Origin of the sequence: Nocardia altamirensis NBRC 108246 (assembly GCF_001612685.1) — a bacterium.
GTDB lineage: Bacteria > Actinomycetota > Actinomycetes > Mycobacteriales > Mycobacteriaceae > Nocardia > Nocardia altamirensis.
Genome location: NZ_BDAY01000071.1, coordinates 14,050 through 35,978, shown reverse-complemented (window position 1 = coordinate 35,978; position 21,929 = coordinate 14,050). Strand labels below are relative to the sequence as shown.

Genomic DNA, 21,929 nt, shown 5'->3' with positions numbered 1-21,929 from the left:
ACGGACCGATAGTCCTCGCCGCTCTACTACTCGTCCCCGCGGATCCAGTCGGCCCAGTGGTCCTGTTGTTTTTTGACCTCCTCCTGCTCACGGACCCAGGCCCAATAGTGGTCGAAATACCGGAGAACCGCCGTTTGGGTGCCGGTGGCCTCGTTCAGTTCCGCGTGATATCTGTCGGCGTGATGCGCGTTGAGCGAGCTGTAGATCGCGACCGACTCCCGGATGGCGGGGTAGACGTTCCCGACGCGTCCGGTCAGCATTCCGGCAAGTGCGATCTGATGCAGCACCGCAGCCACCCGAGCTAGATGGTCAGGATCGATGTCGCGCTCGGACAGGTTCCGGTAGGCGGCGAGGGCCTCGTTGAGCGGAGCGATGGCCGTGAGCGGATCACCCGACTGCACCAGCCACACACCCTGGTATTCCGCGGCGCGCGCGAAGCCGAGTTGATGCGTGTACGGATCGGCCTTGGTGAGATAGCGATAGAGCGAAAGGGATTGGTACGCCGCGGCCTGCGCATCCTGGAACTGCTCGTCCGCCGCATGGCCGACGGCCAACTGTAGCCAGGCTTCGGCCAGATTCGGCAGGTAGGCGTCCGGCCGGTCGACGACCAGCTGCTGGTAGAGCCCGACGGCCTCGTCACACAGCGCCACCGACTCCGCATTACGTTGCTCCGCAAATAAATTCGTGCCGTGCACCAGCAGCGCGTCGGCAAGGACAGCCGAGTCGATACCGGTATGCCCCGCCGCCAACCGCCGACACAGTTCGACGGCCTCCGCGCTCGCCGTTACCGCTTCCTCCGCATCGGCGGAATCGGCTGCGCGCCTGCCGATATTGGCCAGCGCCGCGACCAAGCCGGGCAGGTGTACTGGATCCTTGTCGACCAGTCCGCGATACAGCGCCACCGTCTCCCGGAGCATCGGCAGGCCTTCGGCGCCACGGCCGAGACCCACCAGCACGGCGTCCCGTATCTCCAGCGCACCGGCATGCGGTAGCCGGTACGACCCGTCCGATTCGGCCAAGCCACGATAGATCTGCTCCGCCTCACAGGCGAGCGGCTCGGCCTGTTCCATCCGTCCTGCCTGCGAAAGCCGCATCGCGACCGTCGCCAGACACGCTGCGAGCGCGGGCAACTCGGCCGCCGACCCGGCAGCCTGGAGCTGCCTGCGCAGACTCAACGCCTCCTTGGCCGCAAGCAACGCCTCGGCCGAACGCTCCTGATCCGCCAGCAGATCGCCGAGCAGCTGCAACACCTCCGCGAGGGCGGATCTGTGCTGCAGCGCACCAGATCCGACCAACGCACGCAGCCCCTGCACCGCCTGCTCGGCCGGTGCCACCGCGTCCTCGCGCCGGTCGATATCCAGCAGCAGCCCCACCATCTGCCGACAGACGACGACCGAAGCCTCTTGGTAGACAGTGGGTTTGCGCTGGACGAGCACGTCCATGATCAGCATCGCCTCCCGCAGGCCCGCGAGACCCTTGTCGGTCTGCCCAAGCCGGGCGAGCTGAGTACTGCGCAGGCACAGTGATTCGGCCAGGTCGGCCAGATGGTCGTAGGGTTTCGAGTGCACCAGATCCCGACGCAACGCCACCGCTTCTTCGATCGCGGTCAGTGCCTCGGCATCGCGCCTCATGATCGACAGCTGATGGCCGAGATTGTGCAGCGACGAGGCCAGCCCCGGCAGCAGGACATGCTGATCCGCACTGTCCCGGACCAGCGCACGGCCGACCTCGACGGCGGTCTCGGTCATGGTCAGCGCCGTGCGGGTATCGCCCTGGGTCGCCAGCCAGGTGCCGAAGTTGTTGGCCAGCACCGCGATATCGTCCAGATGCTCGTGCCGGTCGCGGGAAGGCAGGGCAAGGTACTGCGCCATCGCCTCGTGCGCGTTGCCGACCGCGTCGTCGGTGCGACCGAGCCGGAATTCGGCGATGCACAGCTGGATCAGTGCCGCCGCGAGTTCGGCAGGATCGACGGCCACCCTGCTCCGCAGCAGGCGGGCGGATTCGGTGGCGGCGGTGCGGGCGGCCGAGTACGAACCGGCGTCGTTGAGCCGTTGCGCGTGGATGCGATGGATCCGGGCCTGCCGCACCGGATCCTGCTCTGCGGCAAGCCGATCCGGATAGGCCTTGGTGGAGATGAGCGCGACCGTCAGGGCGATGTCCAGCTCGCGGCAGTGCCGGGGATAGCAGGATTCCAGGGCTGCCAGTACCGCCGGGTCGATGCCGTCCAACTTGACGAAGTGCTCGACCGCGGCATCGCCTGCCGCGACCAGCACCTGTGGGTGTTTGCGGACCACCGGGAACAGTATCTCCGTAGCGACGTGCGGCCACCGGCGCGCGGTCTCCACCAGGTTCGTCATCACCTGCGGTGTCCACCAGGCCACCGGCGTCGCCTGCTCGGTCGCGGTGTCGAGCAACCGCTGCGCCGCCGCAGCGGTCCATGGGTCCGGCGCGATCATGTCCTGCGCCCTGTTCGGCGCCCGGCCCGGGATGGAGAGTGCGACGAAGTCCTCGCCGAGGCGGTCCGGGTGCAGTCCCTCCAGTACCGTGTGCGGGTCTTCCGATGGGTAGCAACGCGAATGGTCGTCCATCAGCTCGTGCGCCCGCTCCGAGGTGGACACCAGCCCGACGTGCCGAAGAATGCCGTCGGCCGGATGCGGGGTCACCGCACCGATCAGCGTGGCCAGCCACACCACCCGGTGCATCACCTCGGGGCGGGCGGTGATGTGCCCGATCTCGAACAGCCGGGTCCAGTGTGTCTGTTCGCGGCGCAGCAGATAGCCGGACAGCGCAGCCTGGTCACCGGGCAGGTCGGCGCCGCGCAACTGACTGTCGACGGTGACGAGGGCGGCGAGATGCAGGGAAGCACCGACGTGAACCCGGGTTGCGCCAGATCGATCTCCGCGGGTGGCGTCGCGGACCGGTCGTCGCGGACGCCCATTGCGGCGGCGAAAGCCGCTGCCGCCGAACCGAAGACGGTGGCTCGGTCGAGCTGGGTGCCCAGCGGCGTCAGCTCGATGGCGTCGGCAGCGATATCGAATCCGCCCTCCAGATCGTGGGCGAGGGTGGGCCACCAGTGGGTCGCCGAACGGGCCACCATGAGCACCCGCATCGAAAGACCACGCTCCAGCGCGAGCATGTGCAGCTGGGTGATCAGCCTGCGCAGATGGGTCAGCAGCCACCGGTCGGCGTAGTCGACCAGCACCAGAACGCCGCGGCTGCTGCCGAGTTCGACCGGATCCTGCGGGATATCGGAATCGGGCGCGTACAGCGCCCGCCACACCGCCCAGCCCGCGCGGGCGGATTGGGCGGCGTAGTGCGTCATCAGCCTGGTCTTGCCCTGCCCGCCGCCGGCGTGGATCAGCCGGACCCCGAGTTGATCGGGCTGGCTCATCCACTCGTTCAGCCTGGCGATCTCCTCGTCCCTGCCGATGAACGGCACCACCTCGTACCGGGAGTGCAGCAGCCGGGCGGGCTGGGCCCGCGCGCGCTCCTTCGGCACGGTCGCCGTGGCGGTAGGCAGATTCTCGATCCGGTAGTGCTGCTGCTGGTTTCCGGAGATCGTGACATTGCCGGAGCCGGCGATCTGGATCACGTCGCGGAAGACGACGGTGTTGCTGATCGACTGCCCCTTGACGGACCGTCGCCACGGAAACTTCACCGGTCCGCGTCTAGCTCGTCCGCGTCATGGACCTGGTCCACCGGCCCGGCGATCCGGCTGTGCGAAACCGACTGGCCTGGTGGCGGATTCACCGTAGTCGGAGCAGGAACGGCACCGGGCGCGGTGACGGCGGGACTCCCGCCGGTGCGGCGCAGCGTTACTTTGCCGCGCACCCGGCCCACCTGGAGCACCCCGCCACCGACCGCAGAATCGCTGACTCCCTGAGTGACACCGCCGACGCTCGCCCGCCTGGCCAGCACCACGCCGTACACGGTGGCGACAAGCCCGACGGCGGCTAGGAAGAAACTGAGCACACTCGCCAGCTTGTCGGCCTCGTCGAGACCGACCGCGACGAACAGCCAGATACTGCACCCGAGCCCGATCAGACCGGCAAGTCCGATCACCCACCCCAGGAATCGTTGGATCACACCGCCATTATCGGCGCGAACGTCCGGCGACACACCGGCAATTCCGGCCGGGAAGTATCGTCCTAGCGTCTGCCGTGCGGCAGCTCGGAATGCTCGCCGGCGGCGATGAATTTCCGGGCCGAGAAACGTCTACACAGACATGACGACACACACGCTCGCGACCGATGCGGTCGATCTTGTCTACGACGTGCACGGTCCGCTGCCCACCGCGGACGGGCGACCACCGCTGTTCATGATCGGACAGCCGATGGACGCCACCGGATTCACCACCCTGCGATCGCATTTCACCGATCGAACGGTCATCACCTACGACCCGCGCGGGCTCGGCCGCAGCGTCCGGAAGGACGGCCGCATCGACCATGCACCCACGGTGCAGGCCGACGATCTGCATGGGCTCATCGAGGCGCTCGGCGTCGGTCCGGTGGAGATGTTCGGCAGCAGCGGCGGCGCGATCGTCGCGCTGGCGCTTGTCGCCGCGCATCCCGGCGATGTGACGACGGTCGTGGTGCACGAGCCGCCACTGCTGCCGGTCGTTCCCGATGCCGAGGCTTGTGCGCGTGCGCGTGCGGCTGTGCGAGACACCTACGAGGCCAAGGGATCCCACGCGGGCATGGCGCAATTCATCGCGATGACCTCATGGGAGGGCGAGTTCACCGACGACTACTTCGCCAAGCCTGCCGCGGATCCCGCGTTGTTCGGGATGCCGAGCGACGACGACGGCACCCGCGACGATCCGCTGCTCTCTGACCGCTCCTGGGCGGTCAGCAGCTACAAGCCCGACGTCGCCGCGCTCACCGCGGCGCCGACCCGGATCGTGGTCGCCGCGGGCATCGAGTCGAAGGGCACCTTCACCTGGCGCACCTCGGTGGCGATGGCCGAGCTGCTCGGCCAGGAGCTGACCGTGTTCCCGAGCCATCACGGCGGATTCATCGGCGGCGAGTACGGATACGCAGGTCAGCCCGAAGCCTTCGCCGACAAGCTGCACGAGGTGCTCGACGGCAAGAGCTGACCACGCTGAGCGACCAGGGGCCTTTGCCCGAACGCGCCCGATTCGCTCTACCCTGTCGGCATGACTGTTCGTCGTTTCGCCGCCTTGGTCCTGTTCTCCATGTTCGCTGTCTTCGGGGCGACGGCTTGCACCGTCCAAGGGCAAGGCACCAAGACCGAGTGCGCAGTGAGCGGCTGCACGATCACGTTCGACCGCGGGGTCAATGCAAAGGCCAGCGTCCTCGGGGTGGATGCGGAACTTGTTGCCGTCGACGGCAATACGGTCACGTTGAAGGTGGGCGGCCAGCAGGTCTCGGTGCCGGTCGGCGAGACCAAGCCCGCCGACGGGCTCAGCGTCAACGTGCAGTCGGTGACCGCCGACAAGGTGATCGTCAAGGTGACCACCGGCATCACCACCACCGGCTGACCCACCCGAGCTCAGCGGGCGTTCTCGTCTCGATAGCGCCCGATGAACCGACGCAGAATCCGGCTCGGAACGGTGACCGATTCGCGGTGGCCGAGTTCGGTCAGATAGTCCGCCTCGGCCGGGTCGAAATAGCCCGCATGCCGGTACACCTCGATGCGCAGCGCCAGCCCGTCGCCGTCCAACTCCGGATGGAACTGCGTCGCATACACATTCCGCCCGGTGCGGATCATCTGCACCGGGCAGTCGGCCGAGCCCGCGAGCAGCACCGCGCCGGGCGGCACCTCCTGACAGGCCTCCTTGTGCCCGACAAAGGCACGGAAGTTGTCCGGAATACCGCGCAGCAGCGGGTCATCGCGCCCCTCGTCGGTCAACTCGATGGTCTGCGCGCCCGCGGTCTCGCCGTACCGCTCCCCGTTCACGGTCCCGCCGAGCACGTCCGCGAGAATGCTCAGCCCGTAGCAGGCGCCGAGGTAGGGCACGTCGCGCTCGATGATCTCGGCAAGTAGCTTCTTCAGCCCAGGCTCGAAACGCCGTTGATACCCGTACTTTTCGGCCTCCGGGGCGGCGACATTGCTCGGACCGCCGCCGACGATGACCGCCCGGTGCTCGTCGAGGGCGATGTTCGGCAAGCCCTGGTCCATCTGAACCCGCGACACCTCATCGGCGTCGAGGTCACCGGCTCGCAGGATGGATTGGTACTCGTCGTCCGCGGCGGGGCGCTCGGGCCGTAGCTGGAGCAGCAACAACCAAGGTGTGCGCATGCACCGATTGTGCAAGATCCGTCAGCGATCGACACGCGTCATCGTGATCGACACGGCGTCCGGGGTGAGGATCTCGCCGTCGGCGGACCGCACCTCGACCGGCAGGACCGGTCGGCCGTGCGCCTTGTCGACCAGCCGGGGGCGCATTTCGTTGTCCTCGAAGAAGTACGCCTCGCCCCACTGACGCAGCGCCGTGATCACCGGGAACAGGGCGCGGCCCTTCTCGGTCAGGATGTACTCCTGATACGGGCTGCCGTCGGTGGCCGGAATTGTTTCCAGCAGACCGTTGGCCAGCAGGCTTTGCAGCCGCGACGACAGGATGTTCTTCGCAAGCCCGAGGCTCTTCTGGAACTGCCCGAATCGGGTCGAACCCTCCAGGGCATCGCGAATGATCAGCAGGGTCCACTGGTCGCCGATCACGTCGAGCGGCCTGGCGACGGCACAGCTCGCCCCTTCATGCGTGGTCCGCTTCGGCATCGTCCATCCTTCCGCGTGATCGACCTTCCGATGGGTTGCACAATGCTACCACCCGTGGCATGGTTTCAGTGGTAGCACAATGCAACCATCGGAAGGTCGGGGATGCACCACAGCGCAGCGAACGCCAAAACCACACGGGCAGTGCCGTTTACCGCGATATCGGACATGAGTTCACAACTGTCCCGAGGTCGCACGCTGCTCTTCGCGATCGCCTGCGGGCTGGCCGTGGCCAACGTCTACTACGCGCAGCCTCTGCTCGACCTGATCGCCGCGGATTTCGGTATCGACCACGGCGCCGTCGGCGCAATCGTGACGGTTACCCAGATCGGCTACGGCGCGGGCTTGCTGCTGATCGTTCCGCTCGGCGACCGCCTCGACCGGCGGCGTCTGATCGTCGGGCAGTTGAGCCTGTCGTTCCTCGCCCTCGGCGCCGTCACCTTCGCACCGTCACCGTGGATCATGCTGGCCGCCATGGGGGTTGTCGGCATCCTCGCGGTGGTCGCCCAGGTCATCGTCGCCTATTCCGCCATCTTGGCGAACCCGACCGAACGAGGACGCGTGGTCGGCACGGTCACCAGCGGCATCGTTCTCGGCATCCTCCTGGCGCGCGTCATCGCGGGCAGCATCGCCGACATCGGCGGCTGGCGTGCAGTATTCGCCGTCTCGGCGGTCGCGACACTGGCCATGGCGCTGGTGCTGCTCCGCGCGACACCGAAGGAGACCGCTCGTCGCGAACGTCTCAGTTACCGCCGACTGGTCGGCTCCGTCCCGACTTTGCTTGTGCGCGAACCCGTTCTGCGCGTCCGCGCGATCCTGGCGTTCCTGATCTTCACCGCAATCACGACACTCCTGACACCGATGGTGCTTCCGCTGTCCGCCCCGCCGATATCGCTGTCACACACCAGCATCGGACTGTTCGGGCTCGCAGGCGCGGCAGGTGCGCTCGGCGCGGCATTCGCGGGCAACCAGGCCGATCGGGGCCACGGTCAACGCACCACCACCATCGGCCTCACGATCATGCTCGCGTCCTGGATCCCGATAGCGCTACTCCCCCACTCACTCTGGTGGCTCGTGCTCGGTGTCGTCGCCATCGACTACGGGTTGCAATCCGTGCACGTCACCAACCAGGGCTTGATCTACCGCGTCCGCCCGGAAGCGCAAAGCCGCCTCACCGCCGCCTACATGCTCTTCTACTCCCTCGGCTCCGCCACCGGCGCCCTCCTGTCCACCCTCACCTACGCCACATGGGGCTGGAACGGCGTCTGCCTCCTCGGCGCCACCGTCAGCCTGACCGCCCTGATCTTCTGGGCAGCCACCAAACCCACTGCACCAGAACACCTCTCTACCGAAAACACCAACCAGAAAGTCGAGTTCCCATGACCACCCACTACCGCGACATCACCATCGACGGCACCCGAATCTCGTATCGAGAGGCCGGAAGCCGGGACAACCCAACCCTTTTGCTCCTGCACGGCTTCCCCGCGTCGTCGTTCATGTTCCGCGGCTTGATCGATCGGCTCGCCGACCGCCTCCACCTCATCGCCCCCGACTATCCCGGCTTCGGCCACAGCGACGCCCCCGACCGCAACGAATTCACCTACACCTTCGACAGCCTGACCGACGTCGTCGAACGTTTCACCAAAGAACTAGCCCTCGACCGTTACGCCCTCTACCTCCAAGACTTCGGCGGCCCTGTCGGATTCCGCCTGGCCGCCCGCCACCCCGACCGTGTCACGTTCCTCGTCATCCAGAACGCCAACGCCTACGAGGAAGGCCTGCCCGACAGCTTCTGGACCCCGGTCCGCGCCTTCTGGAACGATCCATCTCCCGCCAACCGCGCGGCCATCCGCGAAGGCGGCATGTCCGACGCCGCCCTCCAATGGAACTACACCCACGGCGTCCAAGACCCCACCCGAATCGACCCCGACAGCTGGCTCCTCCAATCCGCCCTGCTCAACCGCCCCGGCAACAAGGACGCCATGCTCGACCTCCTCTACGACTACCGCACCAACCCACCGCTCTACCCCGAATGGCACGCCTACTTCCGCACCCACCAACCCGCCACCCTGATCACCTGGGGCGCCAACGACGAGATCTTCCCGGAATCAGGCGCCCACCCCTACCTGCGCGATCTCCCCGATGCCGACCTGAACATCCTGCCAACCGGCCACTTCGCCCTCGAAGACCACGCCGACGAAATCGCAGCCCACATAACCCGATTCGTTCACCGCAGCGAAACCTGAGGAAACGTGGTGTTGGGGTTGGGCACGTAGGTTGACCAGTCATGACTGGGGCGGCTTCGACTAAATTCGTGCACACTTTCGCCGCGCTCGCTGCGGCATTCGCGCTGATTCTCGGATTCTCGACCGGGGCGCAGGGGCAGCAGGATCGGGCGGCATCGGACGCGTCGATCATACTGGTGTCGGCGTCGGTGCCGCAGCGGGCGTGGGACACGCTCGCCAGGATCGATGCGGGGACGTGGCCGCCGAACGACGGCTCCGGCACCAAGGGCGGTGGCACCTGGTCGAACCGGGAGGGGCGGTTGCCGCGCACCGATTCGACGGGCCGCCCGATGGCCTACCGCGAGTGGGACGTCAATATCAAGAAACCGGGTCAGAGCCGCGATGCCGAGCGAATCGTCACCGGCAACGAACGCACCGCGTGGTACACCGGCGATCACTACGGGACGTTCACGCAAATGCGCTGACCCGAACAACGGTCACCCGCACACAATCAGCACACACGCAGCACCGGACCTCCATCCGACCCATACCTAGGTCTGCTAGGGTTCATCCCTAGAAGATCTACGTATGGGAGTCCGGTGCATATAGACAAAGATTTGGTAGCCGCTTCGGCGACTCCGCTGGTCCTAGGCATCCTCGCCGACGGCGAGTCCTACGGCTATGCCATCGTCAAGCGCGTCAACGAGCTGTCCCGCGGCCAGATGCAGTGGACCGACGGCATGCTCTATCCCCTGCTGCACCGCCTGGAACGCCTGGGCTACGTGTCGGCAAACTGGGGAACCTCCGAGGGAGGTCGCCGCCGCAAGCATTACGCGATCACCGATGCGGGCAAGGAGGTGCTCGCTGAGCGACGCCTGCAATGGACCGTCGTCGCGGACGCATTGAACCAGGTCTGGCAGGACATCCAACTGCCGCCGCACCTCGCGATGGGATGGTCCTGATGCACGACGACGCCGAGTTGGAATCGCAGATCGGCCAGTGGCGCGGCTACATTCAGCGCCACAAGGCGATCTCCGCCGCCGATGTCGAGGAACTCGAAGATCATCTGCGCGGTCAGGTCTCGGACCTGTCCGCCGCCGGGCTCAGCTCGGACGAGGCCTTCCTCGTCTCGATCAAGCGCATGGGCGCACTGGACGCCCTCTCGCGCGAGTTCGCCAGGGAACATTCCGACCGACTGTGGAAGCAGCTGGTGCTGGTGCCCGCCGCACCGGATGGCAACGGCGCGCGTCCGAGGCGTGAGCTGATCATTGTGCTCATCCTCGCCGTCGCGGCGGCACTCTCGTTGAAGACCGGCTTGACGCTGTTGTCGGACGACGCACTCGGCCGCAATGTGAGCCTCTTCGTAATCCCCTTCCTCACAGCCTATTTCGCGTGGAAGCGGCAGCTGACGGTACGCACCGCCGCACCGCTGATCATTCCGTTCGTGCTGGCCGCGGTGGTGCTGAACGTCTTCCCGTTCACCTATGCGGGTGCTACCGAGGTCATCGCCGCGATCCACACACCCCTCGCATTGTGGTTCGTGGTCGGTCTCGCCTACGTCGGCGGTGACTGGCGATCCGACCGGCGCCGAATGGATTTCATCCGATTCACCGGCGAATGGTTCGTCTATCTGACGCTGCTCGCGCTCGGCGGCGGCGTGCTGATGGGACTGACGGTCGGCGCCTTCGAAACCCTCGACATCAATGTCGAGTGGGTCATCGAAGACTGGGTCGTGCCGTTCGGCATCGCGGGCGCGGTCATCGTCGCGGCCTGGCTGGTCGAGGCGAAACAGAATGTGGTCGAGAACATCGCGCCCGTGCTGACTCGGGTGTTCACCCCGCTCACGGTCATCATGCTGCTCGCGCTGCTCGTGGCGTTCGCGACGAGCGGCAGCGTCATCGACGTGGACCGGAATCTGCTGATCCTGATGGATCTCATCCTCGTCCTCGTGCTCGGTCAGCTGCTGTACGCGATCTCCGCGCGCGACCCGCTGGCCGCACCGGATCTGTTCGACCGCCTCCAGCTGGTCCTCGTCGTCAGCGCCCTTGCCGTCGACGTGGTCATGCTTGCCGTAATGCTCAGCCGCATCGCGGAATTCGGCTTCACGCCGAACAAGACGGTCGCGCTCGGACTGAACCTGGTGCTGCTGGTCAACCTGGTCTGGTCGGCCTATCTGAGCCTCGGCTTCGTCCGCGGCAAGCGCGGCTTCGGCTCCGTCGAGCAGTGGCAGACCAGATATCTGCCGGTCTACGGAGCCTGGGCCGCGGCCGTAACTGTCACCATCCCACCGCTGTTCGACTTCGCGTGACGCGGGCGCGTCAGGCCGTGCGGTCCGCGGGCGTGTCGAGTTCGGTGGAGATCAACACGACGAGATCGTCGACGGTCTGCACATCGGGCAGTTCCATGTTCTCGAACAGCACGATGTCGAGTTCCTCCTCGATCTTGGAGAACAGTTCGAGCAGGGACACCGAGTTCACGTCGAGGTCGTCGCGCAGCGATTCGCTGCCGGTCAGCGTGCGTGGCACCCGGGTGACCGAGGTGTAGGCGGTCTCCAGGACATCGATGATCTTCGTCCGATCAGCCATGGTTGTACTCGCTTTCTGATTAGGGGCCTGTGTCGGAGCTTCGGCTTCGGCACAGGCCCTAGGTCGAAATGTGGATCATTCGGTCGTAGGCGTCGTTGTCCGGGGTGAGGCCGACCGCGCGGATCGACCACATCATCTCGTCGGTGCCCGCTCCGATCCGGCCGAGCCGGACGTCGCGCCACAGCCGCCCCATCGGGGTCTCTTCGGGCAGGTAGCCTGCGCCACCGAAGATGTGCATGCACTCGCTGACCACGCGTTCGGCGGTCTGGGCAGCGGTCACCTTCAGGCCCGCGATCTGGTGCGCGCCAGGGCCGCCCGGCCGTCCATACCCTGCCGCAGTCGCCAGCGCGGCGGCGCGCAGTATCTCCACCCTGGCACTCAGATCGGCGAGCCGATATTCCAGCGCCTGATGCTTGCGCAGTCTGGTGGCGAACTGGGTGCGTCGATCCGCGTGTGCCACAGCAAGTCCCAGCGCCAGCTCACACGTGCCGATCAACTGCGCCGCGGCGCCGAGCCGTTCCATGGTCAACCCGTAGTTGATGACCGCGAGGCCGAGGCCGGGCCTGCCGAGCATCGCCTGCTCCGGAATATCGGCTGACACAGCGACTTTCACTGTGTCGAGGCTGTGCGTGCCGACCTTCTGATGACTGTGTTCGACACGCAGTCCCGAGCGCGGCACCACCGCAACACCCAGCCGCGCCATCTGCGGACCGTTGTCGCGGTGGACTCGGCACAGCACCAGGCAGAAATCGGCGACGCTGCCGAGGGAGACGAACTTCTTGCGCCCCTCGATATGCCAGCCGTCCGCGGTGCGCCGCGCCGTGGTGGTGACCTGCTCGAGATCCGACCCGCCGGTGGCCTCGCTCGCCCCGACGCAGCCGACCAGCTCGCCGCGCATCGCCTGATCGCGGACACCGCGCAGATAGTCGTTGTCGCCGAACCGGCACAGCATCGACAGCACCGTTTCGAGGTGCAGGCTGATGCCGACGGCAAGACCGCCCGCGCCTGCCCGCCCGAGTTCGGTGGCAAGCAGCACCGAGCGCCCGGTGTCGCCGCCGGCGAACCAGCGCTCGGCGAACACGTGTGCCGCGCCGAGGTCGTGGATCACCGCGGTCGGGAATTGCCCTGCGGCTTCGGCACTGTCGAGATGCGGCAGCACCAACTTGTCGATGTGCGCACGGACCGCGGCGCGATACCGCTCGACATGCGGACCGTAGAGTCCCGCGTCGAGTAGTGCGCCGGTATCGGTCAGCGGATCATCGGGGGACGTGAGATGGGTGGTCACGAGCTGCCACACCCTTCCGGTAGCTGGTGGATCAGCAATGCCGATGAGTCTGGCAGCGACCGCCCGCGCCGGCCTATCCCCAGAGATCGCTAGCCAACTCTCGTCATAGGCAACACCTTTCGCGCCTCGGTAGAACAACTCTCGTGTCGCTCAACAGTTCCCGGCTGATCGAATGGGTCAGCGAGCCCAGAAAAGATCGTGGCGTGCGTTTCGCCGACGACGCCGACGGCTGGCGTTTCGTGTCTTACGCCGAGCTCGCCGAGCTCTGCCTGCGCGGCGCCGAGCAGATCGTCGCGGCGGGCGCCCGCCGCGACGGACGCGTCTGCGTGGTGATGAACACCTCCGAGGCAGGCATCGCCGCCTTCTGCGCCACCCTGCTGGTCGGCGCGACGGTGGCGCCGGTCGCGCCGCCGACGCACACCATCAGCGGCGACTATGCCGGCTACCTCGGCCGCATTCTCGGCGCGGCACGGCCGGACGTGGTCGTCGCCGAGGAACGCTTCCATGTCGGCGTGAAGGCGGCGCTCACCGCGGCGGGTCTCGACGCTCCCGTGCTCGCGATCGACGCCTCGGCGCCGGTACCGACCGAAATCCGCCCGGTCAGCGCCGAATTCGCGCTCCTGCAATTCACCTCGGGCAGCACCCGCGCGCCCCGCGGCGTGCTGCTCACCGGTGCCAATGTCGAAGCGCAGCAACGGTTGATCACGTCATGGCTCGACGTGAGCGGCGACCTCACCGCCGCATCCTGGCTGCCGCTGCACCACGACATGGGCCTGGTCGGGTTGCTGCTGCCCGCGCTGGTGCACCAGTTCGATCTGCGGCTGCTGCAACCGGTCCAATTCATCGCACGCCCGTTGCGCTGGCTCGAATGTTTCGGCCGCGACGGCGTGTGGAGCACGGCGACGCCGAACTTCGGCTTGGACTGGATTCTGCGCAAGGTCGCACCGGAAGCCTTGGCGGGCATGGACTTCGCGAGCTGGCGGCATCTGATCATCGGCGCCGAGCGGGTCGAATTCGACGTGCTGCGCCGGTTCACCGAGCTGCTCGCCCCGCACGGATTCGATCCGAAGACACTGCTGCCCGCCTACGGCCTTGCCGAGGCCGCGCTCGCGGTGACCGGACTGCGCACCGATGCGGTGCCCACCGCGCTCGCCGTGGACCCGACCAGCCTGCGACTCGGCGGCGCCGTGCGGATACTCGGTTCCGCGACGCTCGACAACGGCCACGCTCCCGAGCCGGACGGTACCCACACCTGGTTGTCCAGCTGCGGGTCGCCGCTGGACTCCGCACAGGTGCGGATCCTGGACCCAGAGGGCACGCCGGTCGGCGACAACGTCCTCGGCGAGGTCGCGATCAGCGGACCGTCGGTGACCCGTGCGATCGTCGGCGAGCCCACCGAGACGACGCAGTTCGACGACGACTGGTACCACACCGGCGACGCCGGATTCCGCTGCGGCGCCGACCTTTATCTGGTCGGCCGGATGGGCGACAGCATGAAGGTGCACGGCAGGACGCTCTTCGCCGAGGACATCGAGTCCGCCGTCACCGCGGCCGCGGGCGCGCCGAAGAACCGGGTGACCGTCCTGCTCGGCACCGACCGCGGCGCCCCGACCGTCGCGCTGCTGTGCGAGCGGCTGAAACTCCCACCCGAGCAAGTACTCCGGGTGGTCCGCACACTCGCTGGCGAACGGGTGACCCTGCGCGTGCTCCAGGTGGAGCAGGGCACGATCGCCCGCACCACCAGCGGCAAGCCACGGCGCAGGTATCTGTGGCGTCAGCTCACCGCGGGCGATCTCGCGGCCAATATCACCGCCGAGGTCGGCGACTACCTGGACGACCAGCGGGGTGCGTGACGACCATGCATGCCCTGATGATCAAGGTCCATCTCTATGGCCTCGCCATGCTCGTGCCCGCGCTCGTGCTGCTCCCCGCGCTCGCCGTCGTCGTGTTCGGCGCCAACTCCTTCGACCGGGGTCCGCTGGTGCAGATCGCCGGAATCGTGTTGGCGACTGCGGGATTCGCGCTCGGCTATGCGTGCGTCCTGGTTCTCGCGGTGCGCGGCCGCGGCACCGCGTGCCCGACCTCGCCGCCGCGGCGTCTCGTCGTCGACGGACCCTATCGCTACACCCGCAATCCCATGGATACCGGCACCATCGCGATGGTGTTCGGCATCGGGCTCGCGCTCGGCTCGCTGACCTATCTCGGCTACGCGGTCGTGCTCACCCTCGCGCTGCTGCTGTGGGTCCGGTACGAAACTACCGCGCTCGAGCAGACTTTCGGTGCCGCCTACCGGCGCTACCGACTCAGTACCGGGCGCTGGATTCCACGCCCGCAACGTCAAGAAGGGCGGTCATCATGGCCTCGAACATCACCGTAGCCGGCCTGGGTCATTCGATCGGATCCTCGGTCAGCGACAACCAGGAAGTCTCGAAATCGCTTGGTCTTCCCGATGATTGGATGGTCGAGCGGACCGGCATCGTGGAGCGCCGGGTCGCAGGCGAGAACGAGAACGTGCTCACCCTCGCCACCGACGCGGTGACCAAGGCCTGCACCGACGCCGAGCTCGCACTCGACGACATCGGCACCGAGACCGTGCTTTTCCACATCCAGATGGGGCAGACCCACTTCGCACCGCCCGCCCCCATCGTGCTCGCCGCACACCTCGGCCTCAACAAGGTGCGCACGCTCGGCATCGACGGCGTCTGCGCCGAACCGATCGCCGTCATGGAGATGGCGATGCTCATGCTGCGCGCGGGCCGCTGTGAACGCGCCATCGTGTCCACCTCCGTCGACTTCTTCGAGGTGATCAACAAGGCCGACCCGCAGACCGCAGGCCTGTTCGGTTCGGGCGCGGGCGCGGTGGTGCTCTCGGCGAACGGCAACCCCGGCAACGGCTTTCAGGGCATCGTGCACGGCCTGCAGTGGGAGACCCACGTCAAGCACTGGCGGCTCGGCGTCGTCGACGTGCGCAACACCGTCCAGCACGACACCGGCGTCACCATCGAGACCAGCTACTACGAGATGCAGGGCGAGCGCCTCGCGACGGTCGCACTCGGGCTGCTGCCCGGCCTGCTGAACCGGGTCATGGCCGAGGCAGGCTGGCAGCCCGAGGATGTCGACCTGTTCCTGGCCCACCAGGCCAACGCCAAGCTGCTCGAGCTCAGCGCGCAACGCTTCGGCTGGGATGTCGCGTCGGTGCCGCTGCCCGTCGTGCACTACGGCAACATGGGCCCGTCCAGCCTGCTCATCAACCTCTCGCTGGCCAGGGACGAGGGCAAGATCAAGCCGGGCACCCGGTTGATCCTGCTCGCCTTCGGGCTCGGCTTCTCCTTCGGCGCCATGGCCGTCGAGGTGATCTGATGACGGCCGAGCCCGTGCTGATCGTCGGCGGCGGCACCTCGGGGCTGGCCGCGGCGGTCGCGCTCGCGGCGCGCGGGCGGCCGTCGATCGTCCTGGAGAGCAGGCAGCATTTCGACGAGATCGACCGGGGCGACATGGTGCACCACGACGGCATCTCGTTGTTGCGCGGCTGGGGTGTCGGCCCGGACCTCGACAGCGGTGATCCGTTGAGCCTGCGCCAGTTTCGCATCATCGACGGCGACGGCAAGAAGCTGTTCGAGATGAAGATCGATGCGCTGCTCGGGCCGCAGTACCGGTTCACCGCGATCCGGCACGCCGATATCGCCAGAGCGCTGCATGCGGCCGCGACACGCAGCGGTCTGGTGCAGATCGTGCCAGGGACCCGAGCCACCGACCTGCTCGTCCACGACGGCCGGGTACACGGTGTGGCGACCAGGGCAGGCGAGTATCACGCCTCGCTCACCGTTGTCGCCAACGGTGGCCGATCCGCGCTGCGGGACACGCATTTCGGCAAGCCGACGGTATTCGAGTACGGCACCTCGCTTTTCAACGTCTGTGTACCCGCCCTGCCGGAGTTTCGCGACAGTGCCTACTACGTCCTCGACGACAGCGGGTTCTTGGTGCTGATCCCGCTGCCCGGCGACCAGCATCGGATCGGGATCCAGTTCGCGACCGCGTCCGCGCCGCGCCCCAACCGGGCGAACTTCGTCGAGTGGGCCACCCGTATCTGCCGGGTGCTCGATCCCGATCAGCTCGAATTCCGCGAGGCGAATATCTATCACATGCGCCGATCGATCGGGCAGAGCTGGTGGATACCGGGCGCAGTGGCGCTCGGCGACGCGGCGCACGTCGTGCACCCGGCGGGCGGTCAAGGCATGAACCTCGGATTCCAGGACGCCGAGGCACTCGCGGCTGGCGTCGCCACCGCCGACGGGACGGCGGCGCTGGACAAGGCGTGCGCGCGCTATGCCAAGCGGCGCCGCAAGGCACTGAACCCGGTGTTCCGCCGCACCCACCTGATCGGCAAGGCGGGAAGTCAGCAGACGGCGCTGTCGGCCAACCGTCGTCTCATCGAGACGGTCGATCGCACACCGCCATTGAAGAAGGCACTCGCCAAACGCTTGGCCTACGTCCGCTGACCGGCGGAACCGAACCGCACGAAAGGGTACGTCGATGACCAACGGCACACGGACACAGGAGAATCCGCGATGACGGCCGCAGTGGTGAAGACCCATCTACTCGGCGCGCTTGTGCTGCTCGCCGGATTGGCCTTGGTGCCGTGGCTGGCGATCCTGCTCATCGGTGCGCGGACCTTCGACGGCGGGACCGGGGTGCGGGTCGCCGGAATCCTGGTCACCGTCGCCGGATTCGCACTCAACTACGCCTGTGCGCTCACCCTTGCGGTGCGCGGCCGAGGCACGCCGGTGCCGATGGATCCGCCCACAGAGTTCGTAGCCACCGGGTTGTACCGGTATCTGCGAAACCCGATGTATATCGCGAATGCCTTGCTGGCGTTCGGCATCGGGCTGCTGCTCGAATCGTGGACCTATCTCGGCTATGCCGTGGTGCTCACCGTGGTGATGCACGTCTACGTGCTGTTCGAGGAGCGGGAGCTGAAATCCCGTTTCGGGCAGACGTATCTGGACTACTGCGCACACGTCAACCGCTGGATCCCGCGACGGCCGGGACGCGCGGACACACTGGCGCCCGGCCTGTCGAGTTAGGTGAGCACCATGACCGAAGCCGTTTCCGAGCTGCTCGATCGGGTCGACCGCGACACCGGCAGGCTGGCGGGCGCGATGCGGCAGCTCGACTGCCCCGACGGCGTCACTCGACCGGTCGCCACGTTCGGCCGTGGCACCCCGATCGTCTGCGTCCCACTGCTGCCCGAGCTCAATTTCGTCTACGCACCGCACATCGACGCCCTGAGCGCCGATCACGAGGTCGTACTGTACGAGCCGGTCGTCAGCCGGTCCTGCCGAATCACCGTCGAGGACCGCGTGCGCGAATTGCGCTGTGTCCTCGACGCACTCGGCCTCGACTCCGCCCATCTGCTCGCGTGGAGCGATGCGGGCGCGGTCGCCTATCGCTTCGCGGCCGCCTACCCGGCGCACGCCCGCTCGGCCGCCCTGCTCGTGCTGCCGGACCGGTATCGCCTCCGCCCGCCGCCGATGCAGGCGATCACCACACTGCTCTACCGTCGTCCGATCGAACGGCTGGTGCCCGATGCGATGGTGCGGTTGCTGCTCGGGTACTTCCTCGGCGGCCCCGGTGCGCCGCCGCGGCTGCTGCGTACCAGGGCAAAGCAGGTTCCGCAGTTCCCCAGACTGTTCAAGCACAGCATGCTGCCGATGTTCTTCGACCATCTGCCCGAGGCGGGCGAACTCCATTGTCCCGCTTTGCTGCTCAGCGGCGACCGCAGTCGCATCGTGACGGTGGACCAGGCCCGCCGGATGGCCGAACTCATCGGACCCGGCGCCGAATTCCGGTTCGTGCCCGGCGGCGAACACTTCCTGGGGTACATCGCCACCGAGCCGGTCGACCGGGCGCTGCGGGACTTCTACGCGCGCGTCGGCGTTTCCTGACCCTGCCCGGTGACCTTCGCCGCCTGGTGGCCCGGCCCTGCGCCTGGCCACCAGTTGCGGTGGCCGAACAGCTTCATCAGCGCGGGGACGAGGACGAGCCGGACGATGGTCGCATCGACCGCCACCGCGACCGCCAGTGCCAGCGCCATCATCTTCACCGTCGAATTGGGTTGCGGCACAAAGCTCAGGAACACGCACACCATGATCAGTGCGGCGCTGGTGATCAATCGGCCGGTGGACGCGACGCCGGCGACGACGCTCTCGTCCGGATCCCCTGAGCTGTCGTAGGCCTCCTTGATCCGGGACAGCAGGAACACCTCGTAGTCCATCGACAACCCGAAGACCACCGCGAACATGAACAGCGGCACGAAGAAGATGATGGGCGTCGGCTGGTCGAGCCCCACCAGCGGCAGGCCCCACCCCCATTGGAAGACCGCGACGACAACACCGTACGACGCGCCGATGGAGAGCAGGTTCATCATTGCCGCTTTGAGCGGCACCACGATCGAGCGGAACATCACCATCAACAGGATCAACGCCACCCCGACCACGACGGAGACCACCAAAGGCATCCGCGCGCGGATCACGTCGGCCATGTCCATCATCGAGGTGACATCGCCGCCCAGGAAGATCTCGGCGTCGGGGTTCCGATCGCGGACGCCTGCGATCGCGTCGGACCGCAGCCGATGCACCAGCTCCGCGGTCGAGGCGTCCGTCGGGGCGCCGGTGGGCACCACCCGGAACACGGCGGTACTGCCGCCACGCAGCGGGCCTTCGACGGTCGCGACGCCTGCAGTGCCTTTCAGAGCAGGTCCCAATTCTGTACTGACCCGGTCGATTTCGCCCTGCGGCGCATTCGCGGCGACCAGGAAGACCGTCGCGGTGCCCGGCCCGAACTCCCGGGCCATCACCTCGTAGGCCTGCCTGCTCTCGCTGCGCAGTGGTTCGGTGCTGTCGGAGATCACCGAGAAACGCAGTCCGACAACGGGAGCGGCCAGCAACAGCAGTGCGGCCACGCCGCCGATCGCATACGGCACCGCGCGCCGGTTCACATGCCTGCCCCAGCGCAGCCACCACGCGGACGACACGGCGGGCCGGATGCGCGGCAGCCGATAGCGGTCGATGCGCGCACCGATCACCGAAAGTGCCGCAGGCAGCAGCGTCAGCGCGGCGACGACCATGATCAGCACCGCGCCCGCGATGGCGAGGCCGATCACCCCGATGAAGCGCACACCGGACAGCCAGACGCCGCTGATCGCGAGCGCGACGGTGCCGCCCGCATACAGAATCGAGCGTCCCGCGGTGGCAACGGCGTGCGCGATCGCGCTGTCGATCGGTGCGCCATCGGCGAGTTGCTCGCGATAACGCGTCACCACGAACAACGCGTAGTCGATGCCTGCGCCGAGCCCGAGCATGGCCACCATGATCGGCGCGGTCGGGTTCACCTCCACGTAGGCGGCGGCCACCTGTACCGCGGCCATCGCCACCGCCAGCGCGGGCAAGGTGATGGCGACCGGCAGCACCGCGGCCAGGTAGGAGCCGAAGGCCAACAGCAGGATCGCGATCGCGACAAGCACGCCGAGCACTTCGACGTAGGAATTCTCGGGTTGATCCAGCAGACCGGGCACCATCCCGCCCATCCGCGTCGTCACCCCGGCCGCCGCCAGCGGCGCTGTTGCCGTGCGCAATTCGTCGACATCGCTCAGCCGGATATCGGCAAGATCACCCTTGAAGAACACGTGCGCGACGGCCGCTCGCTCGCTTCGTTCGCCGCCGATGCCCCCGAACGGGTTCTCCACGAACGCAACCCGCGGTAGCGCGGCGACCGCCGACAGCGCCCCGCGCACCTGATCCGCGACCGCAGGATCGTCCAGCCGGACACCGGTTCGTGCTTCGAAGACGAGATTGGCCACCGGCCCGCTGAGCTGCGGGAAATCCTTGCGCAACACGTCGACGGTGCGCTGGGTGTCGGTACCGGGCAACTCCGAATACTGCCGGTAGACACCGCCACTCGTCAGTGCACACACCCCGGCGGCCACGACCACCAGAAACCACAGCGCGAACACCTTTTTCGGGTGGCGCGCACACCACGAGCCCAGGCGATACAGCGCTCCGGAATCCTGTCGCGCGGAGCTCACAGCATCCTCCTCGCGACGTGGATCCGGGACGGGCAGTTCAATTTTCGCATGACGCTCCGCATATGGTTGGCAACCGTGTGATCCGAGATTCCGAGCTTGCGCCCGATCATGTGATTGGTGAGCCCCTGCGCCACCAGGTCCGCGACCTCGTATTCGCGCTGGGTGAGCACGGTCGACGACGGCGCACGTCCGTCGCTGAACGCTGTCCTGTCCACCGTCTTTCGCGGCTCGGCCGGCACCGCGGCGGCCGGCAGCGACCCGGAAACGATGCCGCACAGGCCGAGTTGAACGGCGGCCAGCTCGATCGCCAGCGGCAGGCCACCGTGGCTGACGCAGAGATCCGCGACGAACGACGCCGTCTGCTCGGTCAGCTCGAAGCCGGGATCCACCGCGCGGGCCCGCTGTGTCAACAACGCCACAGCGGGGTTGCGGCGCAACGCATCCGGCTCGTGGACGGCGTCGGCCGCAGGCAGCGGCAACGGACCCAGCCGCAGCACCTTCTCGCCGCGAATGCGGATCGGCTCCCGGCTCGTCACCACCACACGCAGGTGCGGATTGGCCTCGACCACATCGTTGACGAACGACCAGATCTGATAGAAGCCCGCATCCGCGTTGTCCATGAACAGCAAGCCGAGTTCGTCCTGGTGCTCCCCGCGAAACAGCGGTGCGCACACCCGCGCCGGATCGAACGCGCGGCTGAAATCCAGATACAGCACGCAGCCGAACCGATCGCGAATCATCCGCACCGCCTCGCTCACCAGGCGGCTCTTGCCGACACCGCCGGGACCGACCACCGCGAGCACATGCTGCTGGCCCTCGACGAGCAGATGCCGCACCATCCCGAGTTCGGCCCGGCGGCCGACGAAAGACGTCGCCGCATCATCGCTGTTCAGCGCGATATCCATCGGACGAACCCCGTGTCATCGATCGATACTCCCCCGCGCATTCGCAGGACGTACCCAGCGTAAACTCGGCGGTCGCCCGCTCCGGTCCGCCGCCGCGAGGTTGACAGGTAC

Annotated in this window: 21 protein-coding genes; 13 read left to right on the top strand and 8 right to left on the bottom strand. The window is 67.2% G+C overall.

Annotation, left to right across the window (positions count from 1 at the left end; translation table 11 throughout):
• Positions 1 to 26 precede the first annotated feature (26 nt).
• Together NA11_RS47235 and NA11_RS32045 are read right to left on the bottom strand one after the other, a co-directional pair.
• Positions 27 to 2,822 carry a tetratricopeptide repeat protein gene (locus NA11_RS47235; protein ID WP_069165788.1) on the bottom strand — a complete coding sequence of 932 codons (2,796 nt, stop codon included), beginning with the start codon at positions 2,820 to 2,822 and terminating at the stop codon, positions 27 to 29.
• Between the two features lie 832 nt (positions 2,823 to 3,654).
• A complete protein-coding gene (locus NA11_RS32045) occupies positions 3,655 to 4,086 on the bottom strand; it encodes a hypothetical protein (protein WP_218023417.1) in 432 nt (143 codons plus the stop codon).
• Positions 4,087 to 4,225: 139 nt separating this feature from the next.
• On the opposite strand from NA11_RS32045, the gene NA11_RS32040 reads away from it, so the two are divergent.
• Both NA11_RS32040 and NA11_RS32035 read left to right on the top strand, forming a co-directional pair.
• Entirely contained in the window at positions 4,226 to 5,095 is an 870-nt protein-coding gene (locus tag NA11_RS32040) for an alpha/beta fold hydrolase (protein ID WP_069165786.1), read from the top strand.
• 60 nt (positions 5,096 to 5,155) lie between these two features.
• A complete protein-coding gene (locus NA11_RS32035) occupies positions 5,156 to 5,500 on the top strand; it encodes a hypothetical protein (RefSeq protein ID WP_069165785.1) in 345 nt (114 codons plus the stop codon).
• Positions 5,501 to 5,511: 11 nt separating this feature from the next.
• On the opposite strand, the gene NA11_RS32030 is transcribed toward NA11_RS32035, so the two are convergent.
• Together NA11_RS32030 and NA11_RS32025 are read right to left on the bottom strand one after the other, a co-directional pair.
• Complete coding sequence (locus NA11_RS32030; protein WP_069165784.1) at positions 5,512 to 6,261, bottom strand: glutamine amidotransferase; 750 nt, start codon at positions 6,259 to 6,261, stop codon at positions 5,512 to 5,514.
• Positions 6,262 to 6,282: 21 nt separating this feature from the next.
• On the bottom strand, positions 6,283 to 6,738 hold the full coding sequence (locus NA11_RS32025; RefSeq protein WP_069165783.1) for a winged helix-turn-helix transcriptional regulator: 456 nt from the start codon (positions 6,736 to 6,738) through the stop codon (positions 6,283 to 6,285).
• Positions 6,739 to 6,903: 165 nt separating this feature from the next.
• Between NA11_RS32025 and NA11_RS32020 the strand changes: the two genes are divergently transcribed.
• From NA11_RS32020 to NA11_RS32000, 5 genes are all read left to right on the top strand, one after another.
• Positions 6,904 to 8,118, top strand: a complete 1,215-nt coding sequence (locus NA11_RS32020) for an MFS transporter (RefSeq protein WP_218023416.1) — start codon at positions 6,904 to 6,906, stop codon at positions 8,116 to 8,118.
• Positions 8,115 to 8,981, top strand: coding sequence for an alpha/beta fold hydrolase (locus NA11_RS32015; RefSeq protein WP_069165781.1), 867 nt, complete (start codon positions 8,115 to 8,117; stop codon positions 8,979 to 8,981). Before NA11_RS32020 ends, NA11_RS32015 begins: the two co-directional genes overlap by 4 nt.
• A gap of 41 nt (positions 8,982 to 9,022) precedes the next feature.
• Positions 9,023 to 9,445 carry a guanyl-specific ribonuclease gene (locus NA11_RS32010; RefSeq protein ID WP_069165780.1) on the top strand — a complete coding sequence of 141 codons (423 nt, stop codon included), beginning with the start codon at positions 9,023 to 9,025 and terminating at the stop codon, positions 9,443 to 9,445.
• Between the two features lie 114 nt (positions 9,446 to 9,559).
• Positions 9,560 to 9,922 (top strand): PadR family transcriptional regulator, encoded by a 363-nt coding sequence (locus NA11_RS32005; RefSeq protein ID WP_069165779.1) that lies wholly within the window; start codon positions 9,560 to 9,562, stop codon positions 9,920 to 9,922.
• On the top strand, positions 9,922 to 11,268 hold the full coding sequence (locus NA11_RS32000) for a permease prefix domain 1-containing protein (RefSeq protein ID WP_069165819.1): 1,347 nt from the start codon (positions 9,922 to 9,924) through the stop codon (positions 11,266 to 11,268). Before NA11_RS32005 ends, NA11_RS32000 begins: the two co-directional genes overlap by 1 nt.
• A 10-nt stretch (positions 11,269 to 11,278) precedes the next feature.
• Here the strand turns inward: NA11_RS32000 and NA11_RS31995 are convergent, their stop codons facing one another.
• Together NA11_RS31995 and NA11_RS31990 are read right to left on the bottom strand one after the other, a co-directional pair.
• Complete coding sequence (locus NA11_RS31995; RefSeq protein WP_069165778.1) at positions 11,279 to 11,545, bottom strand: acyl carrier protein; 267 nt, start codon at positions 11,543 to 11,545, stop codon at positions 11,279 to 11,281.
• A gap of 58 nt (positions 11,546 to 11,603) precedes the next feature.
• Positions 11,604 to 12,830, bottom strand: a complete 1,227-nt coding sequence (locus tag NA11_RS31990) for an acyl-CoA dehydrogenase family protein (RefSeq protein ID WP_167837773.1) — start codon at positions 12,828 to 12,830, stop codon at positions 11,604 to 11,606.
• Between the two features lie 143 nt (positions 12,831 to 12,973).
• On the opposite strand from NA11_RS31990, the gene NA11_RS31985 reads away from it, so the two are divergent.
• From NA11_RS31985 to NA11_RS31960, 6 genes are all read left to right on the top strand, one after another.
• A complete protein-coding gene (locus NA11_RS31985; protein WP_069165777.1) occupies positions 12,974 to 14,683 on the top strand; it encodes an AMP-binding protein in 1,710 nt (569 codons plus the stop codon).
• A 5-nt stretch (positions 14,684 to 14,688) separates the two neighbouring features.
• Positions 14,689 to 15,207 carry a methyltransferase family protein gene (locus NA11_RS31980; RefSeq protein ID WP_245746322.1) on the top strand — a complete coding sequence of 173 codons (519 nt, stop codon included), beginning with the start codon at positions 14,689 to 14,691 and terminating at the stop codon, positions 15,205 to 15,207.
• Entirely contained in the window at positions 15,186 to 16,190 is a 1,005-nt protein-coding gene (locus NA11_RS31975; protein ID WP_069165775.1) for a 3-oxoacyl-ACP synthase III family protein, read from the top strand. Before NA11_RS31980 ends, NA11_RS31975 begins: the two co-directional genes overlap by 22 nt.
• Entirely contained in the window at positions 16,190 to 17,329 is a 1,140-nt protein-coding gene (locus NA11_RS31970) for an FAD-dependent oxidoreductase (RefSeq protein ID WP_069165774.1), read from the top strand. The genes NA11_RS31975 and NA11_RS31970 overlap by 1 nt, the downstream gene beginning before the upstream one ends.
• A gap of 69 nt (positions 17,330 to 17,398) precedes the next feature.
• Complete coding sequence (locus NA11_RS31965; protein WP_084655237.1) at positions 17,399 to 17,914, top strand: methyltransferase family protein; 516 nt, start codon at positions 17,399 to 17,401, stop codon at positions 17,912 to 17,914.
• 9 nt (positions 17,915 to 17,923) lie between these two features.
• Positions 17,924 to 18,775, top strand: a complete 852-nt coding sequence (locus tag NA11_RS31960) for an alpha/beta fold hydrolase (RefSeq protein ID WP_141717949.1) — start codon at positions 17,924 to 17,926, stop codon at positions 18,773 to 18,775.
• On the opposite strand, the gene NA11_RS31955 is transcribed toward NA11_RS31960, so the two are convergent.
• Positions 18,751 to 20,913, bottom strand: coding sequence for an MMPL family transporter (locus NA11_RS31955; protein WP_167837772.1), 2,163 nt, complete (start codon positions 20,911 to 20,913; stop codon positions 18,751 to 18,753). The genes NA11_RS31960 and NA11_RS31955 overlap by 25 nt on opposite strands.
• Positions 20,910 to 21,818 carry a LuxR C-terminal-related transcriptional regulator gene (locus tag NA11_RS31950; protein ID WP_069165772.1) on the bottom strand — a complete coding sequence of 303 codons (909 nt, stop codon included), beginning with the start codon at positions 21,816 to 21,818 and terminating at the stop codon, positions 20,910 to 20,912. Before NA11_RS31950 ends, NA11_RS31955 begins: the two co-directional genes overlap by 4 nt.
• Between the last annotated feature and the right edge of the window lie 111 nt (positions 21,819 to 21,929).

Bases quoted from the DNA above. Each gene is read 5' to 3' on its own strand.
- NA11_RS32040 (WP_069165786.1), top strand. From the start codon at position 4,226: ATGACGACACACACGCTCGCGACCGATGCGGTCGATCTTGTCTACGAC.
- NA11_RS32035 (WP_069165785.1), top strand. From the start codon at position 5,156: ATGACTGTTCGTCGTTTCGCCGCCTTGGTCCTGTTCTCCATGTTCGCT.
- NA11_RS32030 (WP_069165784.1), bottom strand. From the start codon at position 6,261: ATGCGCACACCTTGGTTGTTGCTGCTCCAGCTACGGCCCGAGCGCCCC.
- NA11_RS32025 (WP_069165783.1), bottom strand. From the start codon at position 6,738: ATGCCGAAGCGGACCACGCATGAAGGGGCGAGCTGTGCCGTCGCCAGG.
- NA11_RS32020 (WP_218023416.1), top strand. From the start codon at position 6,904: ATGAGTTCACAACTGTCCCGAGGTCGCACGCTGCTCTTCGCGATCGCC.
- NA11_RS32015 (WP_069165781.1), top strand. From the start codon at position 8,115: ATGACCACCCACTACCGCGACATCACCATCGACGGCACCCGAATCTCG.
- NA11_RS32010 (WP_069165780.1), top strand. From the start codon at position 9,023: ATGACTGGGGCGGCTTCGACTAAATTCGTGCACACTTTCGCCGCGCTC.
- NA11_RS32000 (WP_069165819.1), top strand. From the start codon at position 9,922: ATGCACGACGACGCCGAGTTGGAATCGCAGATCGGCCAGTGGCGCGGC.
- NA11_RS31995 (WP_069165778.1), bottom strand. From the start codon at position 11,545: ATGGCTGATCGGACGAAGATCATCGATGTCCTGGAGACCGCCTACACC.
- NA11_RS31980 (WP_245746322.1), top strand. From the start codon at position 14,689: ATGCATGCCCTGATGATCAAGGTCCATCTCTATGGCCTCGCCATGCTC.
- NA11_RS31975 (WP_069165775.1), top strand. From the start codon at position 15,186: ATGGCCTCGAACATCACCGTAGCCGGCCTGGGTCATTCGATCGGATCC.
- NA11_RS31970 (WP_069165774.1), top strand. From the start codon at position 16,190: ATGACGGCCGAGCCCGTGCTGATCGTCGGCGGCGGCACCTCGGGGCTG.
- NA11_RS31965 (WP_084655237.1), top strand. From the start codon at position 17,399: ATGACGGCCGCAGTGGTGAAGACCCATCTACTCGGCGCGCTTGTGCTG.
- NA11_RS31960 (WP_141717949.1), top strand. From the start codon at position 17,924: ATGACCGAAGCCGTTTCCGAGCTGCTCGATCGGGTCGACCGCGACACC.
- NA11_RS31950 (WP_069165772.1), bottom strand. From the start codon at position 21,818: ATGGATATCGCGCTGAACAGCGATGATGCGGCGACGTCTTTCGTCGGC.